Annotated in this window: 22 protein-coding genes; 14 read left to right on the top strand and 8 right to left on the bottom strand. The window is 38.0% G+C overall.

The genetic code is table 11. From position 1 onward, the window contains the following. The first annotated feature begins 581 nt into the window (after positions 1-581). Both LEP1GSC203_RS01350 and LEP1GSC203_RS01345 read left to right on the top strand, forming a co-directional pair. Positions 582-1172, top strand: coding sequence for a transposase (locus tag LEP1GSC203_RS01350; RefSeq protein ID WP_232225712.1), 591 nt, complete (start codon positions 582-584; stop codon positions 1170-1172). Further along, entirely contained in the window at positions 1172-1750 is a 579-nt protein-coding gene (locus LEP1GSC203_RS01345) for a hypothetical protein (protein ID WP_002971828.1), read from the top strand. The genes LEP1GSC203_RS01350 and LEP1GSC203_RS01345 overlap by 1 nt, the downstream gene beginning before the upstream one ends. Positions 1751-1760: 10 nt before the next feature. Here LEP1GSC203_RS01345 and LEP1GSC203_RS01340 read toward each other — a convergent pair whose 3' ends face one another. Next, positions 1761-2957, bottom strand: a complete 1197-nt coding sequence (locus LEP1GSC203_RS01340; RefSeq protein WP_002971640.1) for an acyltransferase family protein — start codon at positions 2955-2957, stop codon at positions 1761-1763. A gap of 283 nt (positions 2958-3240) precedes the next feature. Between LEP1GSC203_RS01340 and LEP1GSC203_RS01335 the strand changes: the two genes are divergently transcribed. Then, positions 3241-3540: a DUF805 domain-containing protein gene (locus LEP1GSC203_RS01335; protein ID WP_002971759.1), complete on the top strand. Its 300-nt coding sequence runs from the start codon at positions 3241-3243 to the stop codon at positions 3538-3540. A gap of 182 nt (positions 3541-3722) precedes the next feature. Here the strand turns inward: LEP1GSC203_RS01335 and LEP1GSC203_RS01330 are convergent, their stop codons facing one another. The 3 genes from LEP1GSC203_RS01330 to LEP1GSC203_RS01320 form a co-directional block, all read right to left on the bottom strand. Continuing rightward, positions 3723-4127 carry a DUF1801 domain-containing protein gene (locus LEP1GSC203_RS01330; protein ID WP_002971590.1) on the bottom strand — a complete coding sequence of 135 codons (405 nt, stop codon included), beginning with the start codon at positions 4125-4127 and terminating at the stop codon, positions 3723-3725. Positions 4128-4147: 20 nt separating this feature from the next. Beyond that, entirely contained in the window at positions 4148-5044 is an 897-nt protein-coding gene (locus LEP1GSC203_RS01325) for a hypothetical protein (RefSeq protein ID WP_002971761.1), read from the bottom strand. A gap of 131 nt (positions 5045-5175) precedes the next feature. Then, on the bottom strand, positions 5176-6306 hold the full coding sequence (locus LEP1GSC203_RS01320) for a tyrosine-type recombinase/integrase (RefSeq protein ID WP_002971630.1): 1131 nt from the start codon (positions 6304-6306) through the stop codon (positions 5176-5178). A 298-nt stretch (positions 6307-6604) separates the two neighbouring features. Between LEP1GSC203_RS01320 and LEP1GSC203_RS01315 the strand changes: the two genes are divergently transcribed. Beyond that, a complete protein-coding gene (locus tag LEP1GSC203_RS01315) occupies positions 6605-6820 on the top strand; it encodes a hypothetical protein (protein WP_002971577.1) in 216 nt (71 codons plus the stop codon). 186 nt (positions 6821-7006) lie between these two features. Here LEP1GSC203_RS01315 and nadB read toward each other — a convergent pair whose 3' ends face one another. Together nadB and LEP1GSC203_RS01300 are read right to left on the bottom strand one after the other, a co-directional pair. Next, complete coding sequence (gene nadB / locus LEP1GSC203_RS01305; protein ID WP_002971826.1) at positions 7007-8608, bottom strand: L-aspartate oxidase; 1602 nt, start codon at positions 8606-8608, stop codon at positions 7007-7009. 53 nt (positions 8609-8661) lie between these two features. Next, positions 8662-10500 carry a S41 family peptidase gene (locus tag LEP1GSC203_RS01300; protein WP_002971811.1) on the bottom strand — a complete coding sequence of 613 codons (1839 nt, stop codon included), beginning with the start codon at positions 10498-10500 and terminating at the stop codon, positions 8662-8664. 274 nt (positions 10501-10774) lie between these two features. Between LEP1GSC203_RS01300 and LEP1GSC203_RS01295 the strand changes: the two genes are divergently transcribed. Then, positions 10775-11617, top strand: a complete 843-nt coding sequence (locus tag LEP1GSC203_RS01295; protein ID WP_232225711.1) for a tetratricopeptide repeat protein — start codon at positions 10775-10777, stop codon at positions 11615-11617. Here the strand turns inward: LEP1GSC203_RS01295 and LEP1GSC203_RS01290 are convergent. Beyond that, the gene (locus LEP1GSC203_RS01290) at positions 11586-12365 is read right to left on the bottom strand and encodes a pyridoxine 5'-phosphate synthase (RefSeq protein WP_039936884.1); all 780 of its coding nucleotides are present in this window, start codon (positions 12363-12365) and stop codon (positions 11586-11588) included. The genes LEP1GSC203_RS01295 and LEP1GSC203_RS01290 overlap by 32 nt on opposite strands. A 104-nt stretch (positions 12366-12469) precedes the next feature. Here LEP1GSC203_RS01290 and LEP1GSC203_RS01285 point away from each other — a divergent pair, with 104 nt between their 5' ends. The 9 genes from LEP1GSC203_RS01285 to LEP1GSC203_RS19905 all read left to right on the top strand — a co-directional run bounded on the left by LEP1GSC203_RS01285 (position 12470) and on the right by LEP1GSC203_RS19905 (position 19665). Next, a complete protein-coding gene (locus LEP1GSC203_RS01285; RefSeq protein ID WP_002971766.1) occupies positions 12470-12976 on the top strand; it encodes an FYDLN acid domain-containing protein in 507 nt (168 codons plus the stop codon). Continuing rightward, positions 12973-13863 carry a tRNA (adenosine(37)-N6)-dimethylallyltransferase MiaA gene (gene miaA / locus LEP1GSC203_RS01280; protein ID WP_002971656.1) on the top strand — a complete coding sequence of 297 codons (891 nt, stop codon included), beginning with the start codon at positions 12973-12975 and terminating at the stop codon, positions 13861-13863. The genes LEP1GSC203_RS01285 and miaA overlap by 4 nt, the downstream gene beginning before the upstream one ends. Before the next feature lie 21 nt (positions 13864-13884). After that, a complete protein-coding gene (gene hfq, locus LEP1GSC203_RS01275; protein ID WP_002971793.1) occupies positions 13885-14136 on the top strand; it encodes an RNA chaperone Hfq in 252 nt (83 codons plus the stop codon). A 52-nt stretch (positions 14137-14188) separates the two neighbouring features. After that, positions 14189-15259 (top strand): mannose-1-phosphate guanylyltransferase, encoded by a 1071-nt coding sequence (locus LEP1GSC203_RS01270; RefSeq protein WP_002971841.1) that lies wholly within the window; start codon positions 14189-14191, stop codon positions 15257-15259. Positions 15260-15490: 231 nt separating this feature from the next. Beyond that, the gene (locus tag LEP1GSC203_RS01265; protein ID WP_232225709.1) at positions 15491-16168 is read left to right on the top strand and encodes a hypothetical protein; all 678 of its coding nucleotides are present in this window, start codon (positions 15491-15493) and stop codon (positions 16166-16168) included. Positions 16169-16199: 31 nt separating this feature from the next. Further along, on the top strand, positions 16200-16676 hold the full coding sequence (locus LEP1GSC203_RS01260) for a chemotaxis protein CheW (RefSeq protein WP_002971830.1): 477 nt from the start codon (positions 16200-16202) through the stop codon (positions 16674-16676). 33 nt (positions 16677-16709) lie between these two features. Then, positions 16710-17426 (top strand): phosphate signaling complex PhoU family protein, encoded by a 717-nt coding sequence (locus LEP1GSC203_RS01255; RefSeq protein ID WP_002971675.1) that lies wholly within the window; start codon positions 16710-16712, stop codon positions 17424-17426. A gap of 143 nt (positions 17427-17569) precedes the next feature. Continuing rightward, positions 17570-19345, top strand: coding sequence for a methyl-accepting chemotaxis protein (locus LEP1GSC203_RS01250; protein WP_002971757.1), 1776 nt, complete (start codon positions 17570-17572; stop codon positions 19343-19345). A 143-nt stretch (positions 19346-19488) separates the two neighbouring features. Then, entirely contained in the window at positions 19489-19665 is a 177-nt protein-coding gene (locus LEP1GSC203_RS19905) for a hypothetical protein (RefSeq protein WP_232225708.1), read from the top strand. 42 nt (positions 19666-19707) lie between these two features. Here LEP1GSC203_RS19905 and LEP1GSC203_RS01240 read toward each other — a convergent pair whose 3' ends face one another. Continuing rightward, complete coding sequence (locus tag LEP1GSC203_RS01240) at positions 19708-22116, bottom strand: PAS domain-containing hybrid sensor histidine kinase/response regulator (protein WP_232225707.1); 2409 nt, start codon at positions 22114-22116, stop codon at positions 19708-19710. Between the last annotated feature and the right edge of the window lie 116 nt (positions 22117-22232).

Raw genomic sequence — 22232 nt, 5'->3', positions numbered from 1 at the left:
TTGCAAGCGTAGTGACGTGGGAAACCCCACGTTACGGAGCGTAAAGCAAAGTCGACCGAGCACAGGAAGTGCGAGGGCTCGCAAAAGACGGCCTGGAACGAGTTCGACCTGGACGGGAGAACCGTGTAAGGCGAATCTCGTGGTCATCAATTCCATTCACCTTTGTGTTACTTTTTTTCTCACAGCTTAAAGCCAATACCCTTTAAACAATTTCCCACTTATCGATATAGATTTCTCCCCAATGGCTTTGGGTGTTTCGCGTTCGCCTGGCCCTCCATGGCCAAAGCTCTCCCGCTCGCACCTGTCCGTGGGTGCTGTGCGGTGCCAATGCCATTTTAAAGATAGAACTCGAATTCATTTGGGAAATTGGAACAAGTGAAAAGTTTATTAAGAACTTAAGGATTGGGAATCGGATGATTTTGGAATGGGGTTTGGGTAGGATATAAATGAATCTCAGCGTATATTCATTAGTTAATTAAGACAAAGGGAACTTTATTTAAAAATAGCAATTGTTAAACTATGTTTCTATTGACAAACGGCCGTTATATTTTATTTTCTAACCAATTCGGTTAGGTTATCTCTTGAATAATAAGATTATTTTTGTATTGTTATGTTTCGTTAGTTTACAATGTATTACTTTGCCGCCTTCTATATCTTTAGGCGAACCCAAAATTCAAACTAAAGATTTAGGTGTGGCTGTACTTGATAAGGTTAAGGTTTTGAATGTTGATGAAGATTACCGAAAAGATACTGAAGACGGGTTAACTCTAAGTCTTCAATCCTATTTGAAACAAGGCAAGTATTTTGAAAACATATATCTTTTTAATGAAGAAATTCCAAGCAAAGTAGAATTTGAAAGATTACAATTTGAATTCACTTCTTATTCACATAAAAGGAGAATTTACGAATGGTACTTTCCATTTTCTATGCTTACATTAACGTTTTATATTTGGTTTGGAGGAACCATTGGAATTGATACAATGAATTATGATTGCCGATTGGTGGTAAGGGACATGAAAAACCAAGTTGTTTACGAAATTCAAAAAAATGAAATAACTGAAAAAAGTGTCAATTTTTACTCTTCAGAATACATGTTACCGAAAAGTGAAGAAATTCGAACTAAACTTATATCTGAGATAATGGAACATTATAAAAAAAGGAGACCTAGATAATGAAATCATTTATAATTTATATACTACTGTTTTTTGTTGGATGTGCTACTTTTACTGATTATAAACCAGAATACAAAGAAGTTGTATTCGAAGAAAAACAAAATAAAACGTCTTCTGTTGTATTAAACTTAAAATACAAAATGTCTTTAAATGAATCTCCGGCAGACTCTAATGTTCGAGTTGAAAAAGATCTGCGTGGAAAAATTGAAGTTATATTAAAAGAATCTTCAATGTTCAAAGAAGTAAAAAGTGGTTTAGATATAGCCGATATAAAACTAGATATTGAAATTGTAAATCGAGGTGAGGCCAATTTATTTTTGGCTTTTATGACTGGATTTACATTTTTTTTACTTCCATCACATGCAGTTGATAATTTGGACCTGAAATATAAGTTTACAACAAATAAGGGACAACTCGTAAAAGAATACCAAAGAGAAGTTACTTATGATACTTGGTTTCATATAACATTGATTCCACTCACACCGTTTATGTTTCCTTTTACTAATTTTTATAAAGGAATCGGCAATGTGACTAGATCTGTATTGGCTGAAGCAAAGAAAGACGGTATTATTAACTAAATTGCAGGTTTTAGCCTTTCATAAACAATTGTTTGCTTTCAAGTTTGGCTTTCCATCTTAGAAATGGGTATTCGATCAATAAGTATAATACTAGACTGAATACAAAAGTTATGATAAAAAATTGGAAAGTTGCCACCCCAAATTGTAAGGGTGTCACAAATCCATTTTGTTTGAATGGTTTTGCTAACGTTTGAAAGGCGATGGGTGCCAATAGTAAATTCCAAAGATAAATTGTGTAACTTAGTCTTGCAATTGGGCGAAAGATTGTAATACTCAAAAAGTTTTGAAAATATCCTTTCCCAAGAATAGCTGCTAACAAAAAAAGACCAAAGGATAAATTGTATAAGTTATAGGAAAAAATAGTTTTGTAGAAAAGATTTCCTGATACCAACAGGTTGTAATTAATAGTATAAAGTAAAAAAGCTAAACCTAACAGATAGAACTTAATATTTTCTAATCTTTTTCTGGATTCTTCATTGTATGTTAATTCCATCACGATAATTCCTGCGAGTAAATCATCGAATCTCAAATGAAATTGGTGTAAGGCTTCTGTGCTCGGTCCATTGAACACAAAGAAAATGATTCTGAAAACCAGAGGTAAAAAATAGAGAGATAAAAGCAGAATCGTTCGATTATTTCCACTTAAAGTGAATACTAGAAAGCCAGCAATAAACGGAAAAAATATATAAAATTTCTCTTCGATGGAAAGAGACCAAGTATGAATATTGTAACTTGCGATATAATCTGATAAGTAAACTAAATCATATTTAAAGTTTTGATAAGAAGCTAATAATGGAGAATTAGAATTCTGTTGGGTTTGGCTAAGTGAGAAGTCAGTCCCTCCTTTTTGGATCATGGCTGTTACAATTAAAAATGTTATGATTAGATAAAAATAATAAGCAGGAAATATTCTCATGCTCCGTTTGATAAAAAAATGTTTTAAGTTTATCTTTTTGTGGAGGTTCCATTCTTTTTTAAGTCCTTCTGAAATTAAATAACCACTTAAGACAAAAAATAGAGCAACACCAGAATCTAATGTATGAAAGAATCTGGTAATAAATGAATTTTCCCAGCCTATCATTCCTAAACTAGGAACAGTGTGAAACAAAAGGACACTGATAATTGCCAGGGCTCTTAATCCATTGAGTGCCTGATTTTCGCTATTTTTGCGAATCCAAATTGATTGTATTCCCTTCCAAAAAAACATCTAACATCCAATCCTTATGCATATTAGAAAATAAGCAAATTGTTCGTCGACTGCAATTTTTGGATAGGGACAGTTCACTGAAACTGCGTATGGAGAGTGTTATCTTTGCAATCTTTAACGCCTGGTAGCTGTTCTATTGTATTTAATTTTCGGATCAGGGGACATGGTTTGGAAATAGATGATGTTTTTTCCTTTTTTTACTTTACTTTATAAATAATTAATTTCTAATATGCCTCGTTTGTGACGAAACAAATTTAGTAATTCACTGGAAGGTAGAAACTATATGTCATTCCAAGATGCGATCAAAGTATGTTTACAAAAGTATGCTGATTTTAGCGGCAATGCGAAAAGACCAGAATTCTGGTGGTGGATTGTTTTCTGCATTATCATTAGTGCAGCACTGAATATGATCTTACCAATTATCGGAGGCATTTTCTCCTTAGCTGTACTGTTACCGAGTTTGAGTGTGGGTGCACGTAGGTTGCACGATACAGGTAAAAGTGGATGGTGGCAATTGATTGGAATTACCGGAATTGGACTTCTCGTGCTTATTTTTTTCTGGGTACAAAAAGGGAAAAGTTAGTATAGAATTGTAAAACTTAAGTTCCCACTACTCGCGTTAGGGGGACGCAGGGCTTGGTCACCTACCATCGTTAGATGGTTGGTGACGGGAGCGTCAGCGCACCCCGCAGTGACCCGACCCTTTTTCTGAATTTTCCATTAAAAATCAATCCAATCGGGAACGCACGAAATTGTTTTTTACAATTACTTTTGAGTTAGGTGTTTGGTTTCTTTTTTAGGTTTATACAAAGTTTTATCGATTTCTACTGCGTTTTGTATATAAGGAAGGAGAAGTTTTGAATCAATCTCTTCGGGAGAATGGAAAGTAAGACAATATACTTGTTTACGATTTTCTTTTTCGAGTTTTTGTTTGGGATCGTTCAAAAGGTATCCATTACAAAACCCCAACTGCACACCAGATTTAGGTCCAGGTTTGATGGATGCAGGCCATATAAAACAGACACGGCTATTTTGAAAGTAATAGAGAACGGAATACGAGATTCTTTCTTCTAAAGTTTCAAATGGTTTTAGAATCTCCTTTAATCGCAAAACAATGGAAAGTTCCGTTTCGGTTAGAGAAGAATAAAACAATTCAAATTTATCATTCATTGGGTGTTGCTTAGTTTCTTTTATTTTTCATTTTCCAAAATCGTGAGATAAACTTCTCGCAAATCTTTTGGAAGTTTTCCATTTTTATAGGCAAAAGAAAACATAGTGGAGTGGGAGGGGCCAGTTACCAATCGAGAGATTTCTGTCGAAGCAGGCCAACCATTACAGCCGTCATGCGACCATTCATAGAAAATTTCTTTTGATGATTCTGAAATGGTATTAAATACTAAAGACGGGCAGTTTTCAGAAAGACCGTCTTTGATTGCATTCATAAAAGCAGCTCGATTGGATGATCCAATTGTTTTTAAAAGATTTAATCGATAGATTTCTGTCCAGGTTTCTATTTTGGTTCCGTCAGGTATCATTTCGATTAATACTTGTTCTTCGTTTTCACCGGAATTGCCTACAAACCAACGCCTTCCATCAAGGTTACGATAAAAGAGAACTTTGACAGTTTCCCTTTTGATATTAAGATTTTTTTCCATAACCAGGCGGAGGGTTTCTTTACTTTTTTCTGAAAAGTTGATGGGGACGTTCAAAAACTTTTTTTCGCCTTTATTGTTACTGATTTCGAAGGTAAAAAAGAGGCTCGTGTTTCCCAATTCATAAATCCAAAGAAAATCTTTTTCCGTCAGAGGTTGGCTGGATAATGATAGAATACCTTTTGTGATTTTTGAGGTTCCTGAAATTTGTTTTGATTTTTTCGACCCATTGACTTCGTAACCATGGATACTTTCTAGATTGTCTACTTTCACATTGGCAATAAAATTCCATTGAATGGAATTTTCATCAATTATGGGGCCAAGACTTTTGGATTGAATCCATTCGTTTTCTAATTCGGGTTTTACTTGGGCATAAACTTGGGAAGAGAAGAAAAATAGGGTTAAAATCGAAAATAGAAGTTGTTGTTGTTTCATGGTTATCATCTAACTCGAGGGTTATGAAGCTGCGGATTGAAAGTTAATTCGAGATTAGAATTCGTCAAGCAATGTTAGTGATAGGTGCATTTGTTTGAATATAGATTTGAAATGGAAGGGTGGAAGGAATTTTATTTTTGATTTTTTTTGTCAGGATGAGAATTCGTATTTTCTTTTGTGGCTGCAAAGCGATCCAAAGGGCTTACAATGTTTTCTAACCGACTCCGCGCCACTTTTGTATAAATTTGAGTGGTTCGGACACTTGCGTGTCCGAGTAATGTTTGGATCATTCGTAAGTCAGTTCCAAGTTCTAACAAATGTGTGGCGAAGGCATGCCTTAAACTATGGAAACTTACCTTTTTCCCAATATTTGCTTTTTTCGCCGCATTAGAAAAAATTGCCTCCGCCGTTCTGATATTTAACGGCCTATTTCCGGAACCTGGAAATAACCAAGGATTGGCCCGGACTTCGTTATAACTTTGTCTTAAGAGTAAATTGTATTCTCTTACTTTAAGGTATTCTTTTAACTCTTCAATAAGAGATGTGGCAAGGATCGTATACCTATCTTTTTTCCCTTTGCCTTGTCCCACGCGTACCATATTTCGTTTTAAGTCAATGTCCGTTATTTTTAAATGAATGACTTCGCTTACACGCAAACCAGAAGAGTAACTGATAAGAAGTAACATTTTATGTTTTCTATTAGGAAGTGCATTGAATATTGACTTTGTTTCGTCTGCAGATAAAACTTCCGGCAATTTGGATCCGACCATCATTTTTGGAAATTTTAGTTGCGTGAATTGTTGTCTAACTTCACGGAAATAAAAGATAAATGCCTGTCTGGCTGACCTAACACTTGCGGCCTTCACTCCGCGATCAGTTACCAAGTGGTCCAAATATTTATCCAAATCATTGGTTTTAACATTCACGGGAAGTTTTCCAGTGAAAACCAATAGTTGAAATATATGAGAATAATAAGTTTTTGTTGTTCGAAACGAAAAATTACGTTCTCTTGTTGCTTTAAAAAAATCTTCCAGTAATCCACACTGTTTTGGAATTTCTCTGGGAAAGATTCGAATGTCATGTTCCGAAAAAGCAATTAATACTTGTTTTATGACGTTTGGATCATTTGGATAGGACCAACATTGTTCAGCAGAATGGTAATAACCCTTGGGTAACGATTTCGCAATGGAATAAATTGGTTTTGAAAAGTGAAATCGTAAATAGAAACGATTGTCTTTGGGAGAGTAACAAAATTTGATCATGGGACACCTAACCTTACATTGGTAAGTTTATAGGTGGAATCTTTTCAGTTTGGTTCTTGAATTTTATTGTTTAGGAAGTTTTTTTTAATGGAATTGCGGTTATTTTTTACTTGGGGGCAGGTGGTTTTTTTTTGCGAATCTTGTATCCCCGCCCTGACTAGGGTGGGGAACTAGACCCGCCACCCAATACGCTCCCTTTACCACGCCCTCCTGAAATCCGAAATCCAAATCTTGCCAGGCTCATTTTTTTTCTTGGAAAGTTCGCATTCTTACGCGAAGCTTACAGAATCGGAGACTTATGAACCTAATCACTGTTGGCCTCGGCGTATTTTTTATCCTCTACGGAACCACCACCTACATCCTACGCATCTACAAACCAAGTTTTTTTTGGAAACTAGAACCTATGAAACAAAAATGGGGCGAAAAACGCGGATACTTCATACATGTCTTTAGTTATTCCCTCTTGCCTATCATTTTAGGAATTGTGTATACCATTCTTGGTCTTAGAGGTTAACGGTAGTTTGGTTGTGGTAACAAGGCAAAGAATTTCCCATTTCAATAAATTTAAGTTAGGTGGGCGCCTCCCAATTGGTTATGGAACTTATATTTTAACCAAAAGGACCGGGCCCTCCGCTCCAATCTTTCTCTTCAGAGAAAGGATTTCCGCTAGGGTCCCTGGCGCTTTGCCTCTATTGGTTTTTTAGAGTTTGTGAGATAGGATGGTATCTTGGCGTGAAGGAGTTCTATCTTCCGGATAGTCTGTACTAAAATGAAGCCCACGACTTTCTTTTCGGAGTAGTGCCGACCGAACTATGAGTTCCGCCACTTTCACCAGGTTACGAAGTTCTAGTAATCCAAGAGACACCGTGGTTCTATTGTAATAGTCCTTCACCTCTTCCGAGATCAGTTTCAATCGGCGGAGTGCTCTTTCCAAACGCATATCGGAACGAACAATCCCCACATAATTACTCATAATGGTTTTGATCTCGACTAAATCGTGAGAAATTAATACCCACTCTTCTGTGTTTGTGGTTCCTTCTTTGTTCCAATCAGGAATCAAGTCGGTTTCGGATGAATAACTTAAAGTTCCTTGGGACCGAATGTCACCAGCAATCCGGTGAGAGAATACAAGGCACTCCAAAAGACTGTTTGATGCCAATCGGTTTCCGCCATGAACCCCGGTGCAAGTAGTTTCCCCACAGGCATACAAGTCAGCTATGTTTGTCCTTCCGAGTAAATCTGTTGCCACTCCGCCACACATATAGTGAGCGGCAGGTACAACGGGGATAGGATCTGTTGTGATATCAATTCCTAGTTTTTTGCAACGTTCGTAGATAGAAGGAAAATGATTGATGATATCGTTTGCTGGTCTATGAGTAATATCTAGAAGAACGTGTGGTTCTCCTTTCTTTTTCATCGTATCGTCAATGGCACGAGCAACAATGTCTCTCGGTGCCAATTCTCCCATTTCATGATAGTCCTTCATAAAAGGTCTACCACCTATCTCGCGTAAGATGCCACCATGACCACGAACCGCTTCAGAAATTAAAAAACTATTTCCTTGTTCATGGAAAAGGGAAGTAGGATGGAATTGATAAAACTCCATATTTTTGACAATGGCACCGGCTCGGTAAGCACTGGCCACTCCATCACCGGTCGCAATATTTGGATTAGTTGTATGTAAGTAAACTTGGCCTGCACCACCCGTTGCTAATATGGTTTTTTTGGCAAGGACGGGAAAAACCTCTCCGGTTTCTGTATCTACAATATAAGCCCCATAACAACGAAGAGGAAGGTTATCTTTGTCTTTTAAATGGTGTTTGGTGATCAGATCCACACAGGCATGGTTTTCCAAAATGCGGATATTTTGGTTGGCATGGACATGGTCGAGTAGCGACTGTTCTACGGCACTCCCCGTTCTATCCAGAGAATGGATGATTCGGTTTTTGCTATGCCCACCTTCTCGGGCAAGATCAAGTTCTCCTGTTTGGTTTCTAGTAAAAGGAACACCAAGATCTAAAAGTTCTCGAACCCTGGTGGGTCCTTCTTCCACAAGGACTCGGACTGCTTCCAAGTCACAAAGGCCTGCCCCAGACTCCAAGGTATCTTTGATATGTTCTTCAAATTTATCCTTGTCATCGAAGACGGAAGCAATTCCGCCTTGGGCATAATTGGTATTGGATTCGTAGTCTGCCTTTTTCGTAACAACAACTACGGATCCTAGCGGAGCCAACTTTAGTGCGGTAAAGAGGCCACTCACTCCGCTTCCAATGATCAAAAAATCCGATTTAATTCGTGTCACATGGTTTCCAATTCTATCTTAAAGCCATTTCTTTGCCTTTTGGGGACTAAAGATTATTTTGTGTTTAACATTCCTTCAATGTAATCCAAACTTCTGATCAGCATATAGTCTGGTTTGATAGCATCGTTGGCATGTGATTTTAAGAAGGCATCCGCCTTTCCATTTTTCTTAGCATACTCTTTGATCGCATTTACATTGAATTTGGATTTTACAACACCTTCATGGGGAATGAGAGGAAGGTGGTTCCACATATCTTCTTCACGATATCGGAATGGAAATCCTCCATCTGGTTCTTCTGAAACTTCAATATCTGGAGATACACCCACAACTTGGATGGTTTTTCCGGATGGAGAGTAATAACGTGCATTGGTAATTTTGAGTAGGTAATCAGGATTGTTTTCTAAGTTATTTAAACTTTGTACAGTTGCTTTTCCAAAAGTCCTTTCCCCAAGTAAAATTCCACGACCATGGTGTTGGATGGCACTAGCGACAATTTCCGAAGCAGAAGCAGATTTAGAATTGATCATGACAACTAGCGGAAGTTTTGTGATGTCTTTGTTCTTTGCGTATTTTTCTTCATCACTACGGAAAGGAGTCCTTGTGAACACAATCATGCCTTTTTCGATGAACATATCGGCTATATCAATGGCTAGATCTAAATACCCGCCGGAGTTTCCGCGTAGGTCAAGAATCAAAGCTTTGAGTGGTTTACCACTATCCTTTGCTTCTTGTTCCATCTCCACTACTGCATTGTTAATTTGAGTTTCAATTGGTGCTTCGCCAGGACCAGGTTTTACAAATCCAGTGAGTTTGATATATCCAACTTGAGGATTTTCTTTAACGATATGATGGGTTACGTTTTTAATCGTAATTTTATCACGAATCACTTCAATGTCTGTTTTTCCGGTATTTCCCTTTCGTGTGATGGTAAGAACTACTTTGGTTGCTTTTGGTCCTTTGATTTTTTTTACCACTTTGTCAAGTGATAGGTTTTTAATCACCTTACCATCGACAGCAACAATGGTATCTCCACTTCGGATTCCTGCTTTTACTGCAGGACTTCCTTCTAATGGATTTTCTACTACAACTTCACGACTCCCACCACCAGAAAGAATGGCACCAATTCCTTCAAAAGATCCATCGCTAATTTTAGCCATGGACTCTTCCCACATTTCTTTTAAGAAAACGTTTGAATGAGGATCAAGAGAATTCAAATACCCATTGGCAGCAGCAAGAAACACTTGTTCCATGCTAAACTCTTTTTTTTCTTCCTCTTCTTCTGGAAGTTCGCCGTCAAGTTCTACAAGTCCTTTGAGCACCGGAGTTTTGTAAGTTTCCAAATTGTCTTGTATGTATGAGATCACACGATCAAATTCTTTACGTGAAAAATTAATTTCTTCCCATTTTGCCGCAATGACAGATTTTTTCAGTTTTTCTTTTTCGATGAGTTTTTTAACTTCTGCATCTGAAAGTTTTCTGTTTTCGTTTTTCTTTAATTTCTCTTTTTGAATTTTTTCTACAAGAGTATAATCAGGGTCAAATAACACGAATTTGTCGGAAGGGGAAATTTTAAAAGTTTTTCCAGGCCAAAGATCATCTTTGTCATCGTATTTTTCCCTTTCATTGAAATAACTTTCTGGGTAAATATAAAGTGGGTGAGGCATACTCAATACAGCAAAGGATGCGGCATCAGTGAATGCTCGGTTTTTATTGATATTCTTATCAATATAATACTTATCCACAGATTTGACCACAGTTTCGAAGTCTTGGTAGGTAAAATTGGTTACACGGTTTGGAGCTTTTTTGGCTTCCGGTTCGCAGGAGATAAAGCCTACAGGAAGGGCAAAGCTAAGTAGGGTGAAAAAGGAAAGTAAGTAAACAATTCGTTTCAAGGGATCGCTCGTAAAGTGGATAGATTATCCTAAGAATTTCCGATTTTCCAGTCCATGCAACTCAAAAAAAATCGGGACAAATCCAGGACACACGTATATCATAGACGGTTAGATGCGTCCATTCGTTGTCCTGATTTTTGCTCTTTCCCTTGGGTTTTGTACTTCAGAACCTCAGAAAAACCCAACCCGGGATCCGTACAGTTTGGAAACCTTAATTTTTCTGGAAGAGGTGCTCCTCGATGCGTGGGAGTCCTCCGAGTCGAGAGAAGATGCTATGTCTCGACTAAGATACGTTTGCCGAACGCGTGATACTGACGACGGATATTTATGTTACACTTGGGGACTTTTGGAATACCACCGCGGAAATTATGCTGAGAGTTATACTGCTTTTAGAAAAGCTCTAGAAAAAAATCCAAACGATAGTTTATATAAAAATATGTTACGCATTTCGGCCGAAAAATCTGGAAATTTAGCAGATCTCAAAGCCCATTCTAGAGAGGGAGAGGTTTTGGCAATTTTTACTGAGGCACAAAAACTTTGTAAGGAAAACAAAACTCCAGAACTTGAATCCTTTCGAATTCTCGCTGAACGAGGCATCCTAACCAAAGAAACACTTCGCCGGGGTGTACTTTCCGATTGTTTCCAACGAATGAACGATGGAGACAAAACTTTGGTCCAAAAAGAAATCCGGCTTTCCTCACTTTCCTATAAGGACCGTCTTTATGCAGACCAAATGAAAACGGATCCTTTTTCTCGGATTTGGGATACGGCGAGTTACCACCGTGGGGAATCAGGGCAGGCTGTGGGTGCTAGTGCTGGAGTTGTCACAGCAAATGCACCTATCGGAACAGAAAGTGGTGTAACTTCCGCAACGGGATTGGTTAAGCCTAGTATAGCGATTACCGAGGCTTGGCGAAAACTCAAACTTGCCTCCCTTTCTGGAAACGAACCACAAGGGCGAGAAGCCATCCGAAGTTTTTTAGCGGAGATCCAATCAGCCAAACGAAAAGGAAAACTAGAAGGACAACTCGCTTTGGCCTTAGAAAGAGCAGCTAAATTACTTTTGGAACAAGATCCTCAGTATTCTAAGCTTCGTTTCCTTGCGAAAGAACTCTAAGGTAATCCTTGATTGTTGTCTCCATTCCTACAATTAGGCTTTGGCTGACAAGTCTGTGACCAATGGAAACTTCTGCTAAATGGGGAAGTTTTGCAAACAGTTGTAAATTGTTGGTATCTAAATCATGTCCAGCATTGACAGCTAACCCTAGTTTGTGGGCTTCTTGGGCAGCAGTTTCATAATCTTTGTAACTTGCTAAACCTTCTTCGAATGACCGTTCGTAAGCATAAGCAAAGGGTCCAGTATACAACTCGATCCTATCTGCCTCTAATTCTTTCACCAGTGCATACTGTTCGAAATTCGTTTCCATAAACAAAGAAACTCGAATTCCTACTGCGTGGAAACGTTTTACCAGGGATTTTAATGTTTGGAACACTGTTTTGTCTTTTAAATCAAATCCGTGATCGGAAGTGATTTCACCCGGTTTCACGGGAACGAGAGTGGCTTGGTCTGGTCTTGCTGCCAGGACTAGGTCTAAAAATCGTTCACTTGGTTCGCCTTCGATATTGAATTCTTTTTTAGGAATTCCTTTTTTCGATAAATTTTCGTTGTAAGATTTCAAAAACTCCCGTATTTCGAATACATCTTGTTTGGTGATATGCCTTTCATCCTCTCGGGGATGGATGGTAATGCCATATGCACCAGCACCAAGAATGATCTCAGAAATTTGAATGACACTAGGAATGGATCCGCCACGAGAATTACGTAGAGTGGCGATCTTGTTGACATTGACACTTAATTGGGTCATAGGAAAAAAAAAACTTTTCATTAAATTTCATCCAGGAGAAAACCGTCCAATTTCAAAAAGGTTGTCCCTCTGAGGGGATTTCCAAAACTGTCAAAAGTACGTTTATGGTCGCAAAAAAAGCAGTCAAGAAGCAGGCCCCGCCCAAGAAAAAAGCGGTAGCCAAAGAAAAACCAACTAAGGACGCAAAGTCCGCTTCCCCGAAGGAAGATAAAAAAAAGCCCGTAGCCGGCGCTAAAACTCCCGCTACGAAGGCGAAAGCCTTACCGGCTCCGAAAACAGCGCAAGCTGCCACTAAGGACAAACCGGCACCAGTGGCTAAGGCACCAGCTGTAAAGATCGATCCCAACAATCCTTTGGGCAAAAAGTTCAACTGTTACTCTTGTGGTACCAAATTTTACGATTTGCACAAACCGGAAAAAAAATGCCCTAAATGCGGGGCTGACCAATTGGCGAAACCCGCAATCAAATCGCGAATGGCCGCCATTCGAAGTTCTGAATACGAAGTGGAAGAAGAGGAAGAGCCCGTTTTAGAAGATGACGAACTCATGGAAGAAACGGAAGAATTAGAAGAGGCCGAAGAAGAGGAGGTCGCCGCCGAGGAAGAGGAGTGATCCTTCCCGTCCTTGGTGGACCCACCGGTTCCGGAAAAACCGCCCTCACTAAAGTCCTCGACCCCAAACGTTTCGAAATTGTTTCTTTTGACTCACGCCAAGTCTACCGGGACCTTCCGGTAGGCACAACGGCACCCACTCACGAAGAGTCCTCTTACATCCGCCACTGGCTCGTTGGTTTTTTAAATGCTGACGAATCTATCAATGCGAGTCAATTTTCCCTTTGGGCAAGAGAAGCCATAAAAGACATTACTTCCCGAGGAAAAATTCCCTTTCTCATTGGAGGCACAGGTTTTTACCTTCGAGCCTTTCTTCTCGGCATGTATCCCGTACCAAATGTACCCAAAGAAACCAAAGACTATGTTTTGGAACTTCCTTTAGAAAAAGCTAGGGAAGAGTTATTGGCAAAAGATCCCAAAGCTCTGGAATCTTTATCACCACAAGATGGATACCGAATCAAACGGGCTTTGGAAGTTGTTCTCACGGGAGTTTTGTGGTCGGATGTTTCGAAAGAAACGGTTGGAGGATACTTAAGTGAATGTCCAGATGTCCAATTGTTTGGACATTGGATGGATTGGCCACGCGATATTCTCTACAATAGAATCAATCGGCGAGTGGAAGAGATCGCCACGGGAATGTTAGCGGAGACAAAACAAGTAGTTTCTCGTTATGGACCTGATTGTCCAGGCCTACGAACCTTAGGTTACAATTTTGCGCTTGCGTTTCTAAATGGAATCATAGACAGTAATACATTCATTGAGCAGCTGGCCCAAAGCCACAGGAATTATGCGAAACGACAGATCACTTGGTTCAAAAAAGATCCGTTACTTTCACCCATTTCCTTCGAAGCCGCTGTCCAATTGTATACAAATATAGATAAAATATAGAGAAAACACTCGGGATTTCCAATGTCGGCAAAAAATAATATCCAAGACCAACTTCTAAATACAGCAAGAAAGGAGAAAATTGATCTCACTATCTACTTGTTAAACGGAGTTCCGCTGAAAGGAAAGGTTGTTAGTTTTGACAACTTCACAATCATCTTAGAAAACGAGAGCAAACAGAACTTGGTTTACAAACACGCCATTTCTACGATCATTCCAGCAAAACCCATCAAACTTCACAGTGAAGATGCCCCGAAAGAAGCGGGAGGGACCTAACTCTTTTCTGGTTTTCCTCTGTTTGCTTTGCTAAATTCTGGTTCCAAACCCTATGGCAAAATTACCTAAAGAATCCCCGGTTGTCCTCATTATGGCTGGTGGAAAGGGAGAGAGGTTTTGGCCTCGCTCCCGCACCAATTCCCCGAAACAACTCCAGAAAGTTTATTCCAATAAAACTCTGCTCCGTGAGACCATTGACCGTGCCCTCACCATCACAACCCTTGACCGAATTTATATTGGAACCAATGCCAACCTAAAAGCAGAGATTCTAAAAAAAGATCCTAAATTCCCTTCTAATAATTTCATCTTGGAACCAGAAGGAAAAAATACGGCACCCATCATTGCCCTTTCGGCCCTTTACTTTCAGAAAAAATTTGGAAATCCAAATCTTATTGTTTTGTCTGCAGATGCTTTTATTGATCCCATCAAAGAATTCACAAAGACCATCGAACAGGCCCTATACGAGACTGAAAATGGAATGGTTCTACTTGGTGTGAAACCAAACCGTCCTGAAGTAGGGTATGGTTATATTAGCACCGGAAAACCAACTGATGTGGGTTATACGGTAAAAGCATTTTTTGAAAAACCTGATTTCAAAACGGCTTTAAAATATATTAAAAAGAAGAATTTTTATTGGAATCCTGGGATTTTCCTTTTCCGTACGGAAACCATACTTTCGGAATTGGAACGCCATGCTCCTCATATTTTAGGACCACTCAAAAATGGATTTCCCTTCAAGAGTTTTGGAGATCTAAAAACGGCCTTCCAAATGCTCCCTTCTGAGGCAATCGATACAGCCATTATGGAAAAATCCAATCGCATTCGGATGGTAGAAGCTACGTTCAATTGGGATGATGTAGGATCTTGGATGTCTTTGGAACGAATCCTTCCTGGTGATAAAGAAAAGAACCACCACCAAGGAAAAGAAGTTCTCTACCACAAAGCTTCGGGAAATATTTCTTCCGTTCAGAAGGAACTCATTGCTTTTCTTGGCGTTAAGGATCTTATTGTAGTGGAAGAACCAGATGTCCTTCTTGTGACTTCTCGTGATGGCGTAGGGGATATCAAAGCTATGTTATCCACTATGCGGAAAAATAAAGTTTTACAAAAGTACCTCGACTAGAATTTTGACAGAACAGGCTTGATATAAGGAGGAAGGAATGCCTTCCGGAAAAAAGAGAAAGCGTAGAAAAATCGCAACCCACAAACGTAAGAAAAAACGCAGAGCCAACAGACACAAAAAGAAGAAATAATCTTTCTTCAGTGACTTTCTTTTTCCTCCGATAGATTTGTTATGAAACAAGTCTGGAGGAAACAGAAACCCCGCACACCCGGTTTCATCCGAGCATTTACCATGGAAACACCTCTCGGGGATGTCCTGGAGGCTGAGTTCAACTTTCACGAACGACTCGTTCGGTTAGCTGTAGAAATCAAAGAAGAGAAGGGCCGTATGTATGGTGCTACTGTTAAAAATGGTACCGTACAAGGTGAGAAGGATATTACTTCTGGCCGTGCTTATCCCGTCTTTCGGAAGATCTGGCCCTTTCGCGAATACTTCAGTATCCTCCCCGATAAAGACATGCTTGCATGTATTGGCGGGGCGTACGAAATTTATCCCCCCTTTGTCCCTGATGCCCAGGAAAAAAACCGCAGTTCCAGACTTCCCTTACAATCGGCACTCTTTCCTTCGACTCGTTACGATTCTATATTCGGTATTGTCCGGGAAACTCGGTTCCAGCGTTGGCGAAGAGAGCGTCGCGAGGCCAGAGAGGCCCGAGGATCTCTCTGGTTACGTTTTAAAAGACGTGTCTGGGGAGATTTACAAGATATCTGTATGGGTGTTGGATTTGGTTGTTTAGTGTACTATCTATATTATGATTATGTCGTATTAGGACTGACTCTAGGAATTTTGGGAATGGCTGCGGGACTCTTGGATTTTCTTGTCAGAAAACGTTCTGTCCTAATGACAAAAGTGTTGTCATTTCTTAGTTTCGGTTCATATTTTTTCTATAACGGCTACGTCTACTTCTAGTACGTGGGCTAAAAAATCGTAGAAAAGTTATATGGCAAAAGAAACATCATCGGCAAACCAATTCATTCATGAGCAGTACATTATATTCAATTTGGGCGATGAAGAATATGCCATTCCCATCACCATAGTCGAAGAAATTGTCAAAATCACTAACCTAATCCGCGTGCCACAATCCAAAAGTTTCTTTGCGGGAATTATGGACATTCGTGGAAAAGTCGTTCGCATGATTGACCTGGCAAAACGTCTGAATATTAAAAATGTTACGGACACGGCAGACAGGGCAATCGTTATCAATGTCTCTGGAAAATCCATTGGTGTGATAGTAGATAAAGTCTCTCACGTTGTCCATTTTCCTGCAAACCAAGTGGACCCACCTCCACCTTCTGTCAAAGGGATCTCATCTAGGTACATTACAGGTGTGGGTAAAAAAGACAATCGGTTCATCATCCTAATCGATATTGAAAAAATCCTTACTGTAGAAGAAGTTACTGAGTTAGCAACCGTTTAACACTCGTCAGATATTCATTTTTAATTACAAAGTATGATCATTTCAAAGTTTTATTACCTTAGAAAGAACTTGTATTCCATGGCAGAACTTGTTTTGGAACAGGTGATTCTCTTAAGCGAAGCTTTGGAAGCTGATGACTACGCACAAGCAGAACGCATTGTGGAACGAGATGATTTCATTGATGATTTAGAAAAAGAGAATGATAACCTTTCCCAAAATGCTATTTTGGAAGCCGTAAGTAATCGTAACATTCTCGGTATGGGTGATGTTGACAATGACATTGTTCTGAAAAAAGACCCACTTCGTTTTGCTCTCTCTGCCATTCGGATTACACGAAACATGGAAAGAATGGGAGACCAAGTTGTCAACTGTGCCGATGTGTTCCGTCATAAAACTATCCGAAAAGGTCTGTTTAAAAACGAAGAACCAATGACTCTGATTTTATCTCGAGTGACAACACTGGCTGGTATGGCCATTGAATCTTTAGTCGAAGAAAAAGAAAGATTTATGGGTAGTGTCAATACTTTGGAAGATGAATTGAACTCCCTTTGTGACCAAGCATTTCATAAATATCGTTCTGTTCCAGATATGGAAAAGCAGGAATTTGCTGATGTGTATAGGATCATTCTCGCATTAGAGCGGTTAGGTGATTATGCCGTAAACGTCGCAGAAGAGTTGGTTCGTCTTAATACAGGTAAGGACATTCGCCATTTAGAGAATGTAAAAACAAAAGCTTCTCAATTTCCATAAAACCACTAGAGTCTTTCTAATTTCTAAAATCATTCGAGAATCGATCTCTTCATAAATCATTGATCATTTTATTGTTTCATTTGAATCTTCTGAAACAAAATAAATTGACAATGGCAATGGAACGGGTGTAAAATTCCTTTCCAATGATCAAACAAGGAACAAACCCAAACCAAAAATCTTTTGGATTTATGGTTTCGTATCTACTCATCACCAACCTAGATCCTTTTATTTTTTTTACAGGGATGTTTCTTCTTTTTGGATTGGAAAATTTTGAATCCATCTTAAGGATATTGATTTATTTGGCTCCGCCGATCATCGGACTCCATGCAATCTTATTCTTTTTTAAAAATCTGGAATTTCGAAAACAGATGCGTCGTCCCGAAGGAATTTTCTATTCAGAAAAAGAATTAAATTTCATAAGAGGATTTTCAAAATCAGGTGCATTGAATATTTTGTCGACCAATGTGGGTGGTCCCATTCTTACAATGATCCTTTCCTATCATTTTGGTTTGGTAAAAACTTATGGTGAAGTTATTTTTTTTATTATACTTGGGATTATTCTCGCTATGGCGATTTCTTCTTTATTCTATATATCTGCTGAAAAAAAACTATATGACACTTATAATCAGTTGCATTTACCACCATTAAGTTTGTTTGCAAATTTACTTTTTCCTATTTTTTCTACATTTGTAATCGGATACTTTGTATTTGCATTTTATGTTTACTCACAGTTTCGGACTCAAGTAGGTCAGAATCTTTTAGAGACCATTTGTCTAAACTTAAGTATTTTTATTCTTTGTATGATCGCAATTTTATTTTTTGTTCTTTGGAAACTAACAGGAAATACTTCCGCTACGATTCGAGATGTATCTTCTATATTAAAGTCCTTTGCAGAAGGAGATTTACGTTCTGAAATCAACACCAACCGTACACGAAATGAAATAGGATTGATTTCGGATTATTTAAACGAAGCAAAATCTAAGTTAAATCGTTTAATTACATCCATTACTAACCATTCGGGTAAAATAGAAGAAGAAGCAAAAAATTTGGAAACATTGTCTGGAGATTCTGCAGAACATTCGCAGGTCCAGGCTGCATCCTTAGAAGAAGTTGCAGCAGCATTAGAAGAGAATGGATCCTCTATCAATGGAATTTATTCAGACGCATTGGAACAAAAAAAATTAACTGCATCTACAAATGAATCAATTATCAACCTCTTTACATTGTCTTCGAGTCTAAAAGAAATTTCATTACATGCAAAAGAAAAGGCTGACTCGGTAGAAAATGAGGTAACAAAAAGTGCAAAATCAATTGTTACGACGATAGAAAGTATTGAAGAGGTAGATAAAAATGCGATTGAAATCGGGAAAATTTTGGCAATTATCAAAGAAATTTCCGAACAAGTCAACTTACTTGCGTTAAATGCATCTATTGAGGCTGCAAGAGCGGGCGATATGGGGAGGGGATTTGCGGTAGTAGCATCAGAGGTAGGTAAATTGGCTGAAAGGACTGCATTTTCTACAAAAACAATTTCTGAATTGATCAAAAGAGTATCTGTTTCTACGAGTTTATCTGTAGAGTCAGTAAAATCTGCAAATGAAACTTTTAAATACTTATCAGAGAGTGTTATTGATATCATCGCAAGTATAGACAAAGTCAACGAAGCAAATTTAGAACAAATTGCCGAAGTGGAAGAAATTCGAAAACAATCAGAAAATATTGTAAATCGTTCCAGTTCCGTCTCTTTTGCGACGGAGGAACAAAAAAAAGTAAACGAAGAAATGAGTTCTTCGGTTCATCATTTGGCAAACGATACAGCTAAGTTATCAATGATGTCTGAAAAAACGGCAAAATCCTCAGCAGAATTAAATTCCTTGATTTTGGAATTAAATCGCGAACTATCATTGTTTAAACTTTAATTATGATAAGCGCGACATTTATCTTTAAACAAAAAAAATCGGATATAGAATTTGAAACTTTAGATTCCTCCATCGAATCGTATGTAGAAAGTCACCCTGAATATTTGGGCAAGGATAGTTGGGTCAATTTAGAAAAGGGAACAATGGCAGTAGTATATTACTTTAAAACATACATTGGCCTGGAATCGCTGAAAACTTTTTCAGACCATAGATTGGCAAAATCTCAGTATTCTAAATGGTATGAGGGGTATCAAGTAATCATTGCAGAAGTTACTAAAACCTATGGTGATGGCGGGATTCCTCATGTAACAAACGTTTAATCCGTAAGGTTATTTTTAATTTGTTTCTGATATTGAATCAATTTAGTTTTTTTTAGAATCTAATATTTCTTTATATGTTTGTAATAAGTTTTCTATGTAAAAAGGTTTACTTATAAATCCATCCATCCCTACTTCAAAACATTTTTCTTTGTGTTCGGTTAGGACATGGGCAGTAACAGCTAAAATTATTGTTTTTTCAGATTTGGATTTTTCGAGTTCTCTGATTTTTAATGTGGCTTCAAAACCGTCCATAACTGGCATTTCACAATCCATTAAGATTAGATCATATTGATTCTGTTTAAAAAGAGTAACGGCAATCTCTCCATTTTCTGCCAAATCAAAGTTAATATCATATTTTCTTAAAAGACCGCCGATTACTTTTTGATTTAATATATTATCTTCTACTACCAAAAATTTTTGGTTATTGAATATTGATTCCTTAGAGGAAGTTTGAATCAAAGCAGAATCATTAGTTTTAATTGTATTCGTAGGTTCTGGGTTTTCATAAGGCAAAAGACACCAAAATAAACTTCCCTTGTTGAACTGACTCTCTGCTCCAATGGTCCCACCAAGTAACGATACCAATCGTTCTGAAATTGCCAGACCTAGTCCTGTTCCACCATATTTACGAGAAGTAGATGCATCTGCTTGCGCAAACTTATTAAAAATATAATTAATTTTATCACCAGGGATGCCAATACCCGAGTCTTCCACTTCAAGGCGAATCCACTGCATTTGTTTTTTGAGTCGAAGATTAACAAAACCTTTCTCTGTAAATTTGATAGCATTACCAAGTAAATTAAATATAATTTGGCGAATTCTGCTTGGGTCTGAATAAATAAATTGTGGCACTTCCTGATCGATCTCAAGATTTAATTCAATGGATTTTGATTTTGATTCGATTGATAATAAATCAAAAATTTCAGTAACTGTCTCGCGAATATCGAAATTGATTTTTTCGATATTCATCTTCCCGGCTTCAATTTTAGAAAAATCTAGAATATCGTTTAGTATGATTAACAAGGATTTTCCAGCAGATGCTATGGACTTTACAAGAGATTCTTGTTCTTCATCTAATTTTGTTTTAAACAGAATTTGTGTGAGTCCGATCACACCGTTTAGAGGTGTTCGAATCTCATGGCTCATGGAGGCAAGAAATTCAGATTTTGCGCGGTTTGCAATTTCCGCAGAATCTTTTGCATTTTCTAATTGTTTTTGAATTTCTTTTGTTAATCCAATGTCTGTTGATATACCGCAAAGAGCATATATTTCCCCTGTTTGGTTTTTCAAAGGCATTTTTACAGTGAGGAAGGAATATGTTTTTCCATCGGAACGATTATGGATTTCTTCTTCCGCGTGGAGTGTTTTTCCTTCCAATAAAACGGTCCTATCGTTCTCGATGATTTTTTTTGCGGTTTCTTCCTCGAGGAATTTGTCATCAGCTTTGTTTAAAATATCTTCTAATGGAAATCCAAAAAGATTACATACTGCCTGATTAGCAAAAAGGTATCGGCCACTTGTATCTTTAAGATAAATACATGCGGATACATTATTTAAAATATCTCTAAGTTTTGATTCACTTTCAATTAATCTTTGTTTGGTTGTCTCTCCTTCTTCATATAGTTCTTGTAATCTTTTTTGCGTAATATTTAAACTATGGAGTATTGAGTTTTTTCCTGAAACAGGTTGAATATCGCCGGAAAAATTTCCTTCTCCCAACAAAAAGATTCTACGAAAAGCTTCATCGACACTTCCACCTATGATTTCAGTAAGTGACCTATGGGTTAAAAATAAACTGAGTGCAAAAAATACACCTGCAGCAATGAGAATAGTCCTAAGAAAAAAAACTTTCTTTTTAGCATCCTCTATGGCTTTCGTTGTGCGAACATTTAGTTGATAATATAAATCATTGATTGGTTTCATGATTTCCGCTTTAGCGCGGAGATAATTGTCATCGAATAATAAGTTGATAGCGCGCGGATTGGATTTGGATCCGTTTCTCATATCTGAAGCAACAATGGACATAGCTTCAAACTCAATTTTGGTCAACTGGTCGGATTTGAGTTTTGATTGAGAAAGTAATAAATAATCGGATTCTAAAAACTCTGCATTTTTCATAGATTCATAAATGCTAATGGCTTCTCCTTCTTCAGAAGGCGGAGGGAGTTTGTTAGCGATGACAAAATCCCAATAAGCATTGTCGTAATCTTTTGGTCGCGGACGGTTTCCATCACGAATATCCAAAATCATCTGAAAGTAAATTTTGTATTTTTCATCTTTCTGAATCGCATACAATCTCACTAAATTTGTGAGTTGATCGGAGGATTGCCGAAGTTCGTTTGCAATTTGTAAAGATTTGTATCGATTTTCTTCTGCCGCATCTATGTTTCTTTCGCTAGCAGTGTAAAATAAAAATGCAATGGTGACAAAAATAAAAAGGAGAATGTTCAAGAGAAGGTATGGAAATAACCTACCTTTATTTGTCCAAATTCCCGTCGGCATGTCAAAAAATTAATGGTTCAAGTTTTATGGTAAACAATAATATTCCGACCGGTTTTAAATAGATG

Source organism: Leptospira terpstrae serovar Hualin str. LT 11-33 = ATCC 700639 (assembly GCF_000332495.1).
Lineage (GTDB): Bacteria > Spirochaetota > Leptospiria > Leptospirales > Leptospiraceae > Leptospira_A > Leptospira_A terpstrae.
Note: the sequence above shows the minus strand (reverse complement) of the source record. Positions and strands in the feature narration are given on the sequence as shown.

Bases quoted from the DNA above. Each gene is read 5' to 3' on its own strand.
- LEP1GSC203_RS01345 (WP_002971828.1), top strand. From the start codon at position 1,172: ATGAAATCATTTATAATTTATATACTACTGTTTTTTGTTGGATGTGCT.
- LEP1GSC203_RS01340 (WP_002971640.1), bottom strand. From the start codon at position 2,957: ATGTTTTTTTGGAAGGGAATACAATCAATTTGGATTCGCAAAAATAGC.
- LEP1GSC203_RS01335 (WP_002971759.1), top strand. From the start codon at position 3,241: ATGTCATTCCAAGATGCGATCAAAGTATGTTTACAAAAGTATGCTGAT.
- LEP1GSC203_RS01330 (WP_002971590.1), bottom strand. From the start codon at position 4,127: ATGAATGATAAATTTGAATTGTTTTATTCTTCTCTAACCGAAACGGAA.
- LEP1GSC203_RS01325 (WP_002971761.1), bottom strand. From the start codon at position 5,044: ATGAAACAACAACAACTTCTATTTTCGATTTTAACCCTATTTTTCTTC.
- LEP1GSC203_RS01320 (WP_002971630.1), bottom strand. From the start codon at position 6,306: ATGATCAAATTTTGTTACTCTCCCAAAGACAATCGTTTCTATTTACGA.
- LEP1GSC203_RS01315 (WP_002971577.1), top strand. From the start codon at position 6,605: ATGAACCTAATCACTGTTGGCCTCGGCGTATTTTTTATCCTCTACGGA.
- LEP1GSC203_RS01295 (WP_232225711.1), top strand. From the start codon at position 10,775: ATGTCTCGACTAAGATACGTTTGCCGAACGCGTGATACTGACGACGGA.
- LEP1GSC203_RS01290 (WP_039936884.1), bottom strand. From the start codon at position 12,365: ATGACCCAATTAAGTGTCAATGTCAACAAGATCGCCACTCTACGTAAT.
- LEP1GSC203_RS01285 (WP_002971766.1), top strand. From the start codon at position 12,470: ATGGTCGCAAAAAAAGCAGTCAAGAAGCAGGCCCCGCCCAAGAAAAAA.
- hfq (WP_002971793.1), top strand. From the start codon at position 13,885: ATGTCGGCAAAAAATAATATCCAAGACCAACTTCTAAATACAGCAAGA.
- LEP1GSC203_RS01270 (WP_002971841.1), top strand. From the start codon at position 14,189: ATGGCAAAATTACCTAAAGAATCCCCGGTTGTCCTCATTATGGCTGGT.
- LEP1GSC203_RS01265 (WP_232225709.1), top strand. From the start codon at position 15,491: ATGGAAACACCTCTCGGGGATGTCCTGGAGGCTGAGTTCAACTTTCAC.
- LEP1GSC203_RS01260 (WP_002971830.1), top strand. From the start codon at position 16,200: ATGGCAAAAGAAACATCATCGGCAAACCAATTCATTCATGAGCAGTAC.
- LEP1GSC203_RS01255 (WP_002971675.1), top strand. From the start codon at position 16,710: ATGATCATTTCAAAGTTTTATTACCTTAGAAAGAACTTGTATTCCATG.
- LEP1GSC203_RS01250 (WP_002971757.1), top strand. From the start codon at position 17,570: ATGATCAAACAAGGAACAAACCCAAACCAAAAATCTTTTGGATTTATG.
- LEP1GSC203_RS19905 (WP_232225708.1), top strand. From the start codon at position 19,489: ATGGCAGTAGTATATTACTTTAAAACATACATTGGCCTGGAATCGCTG.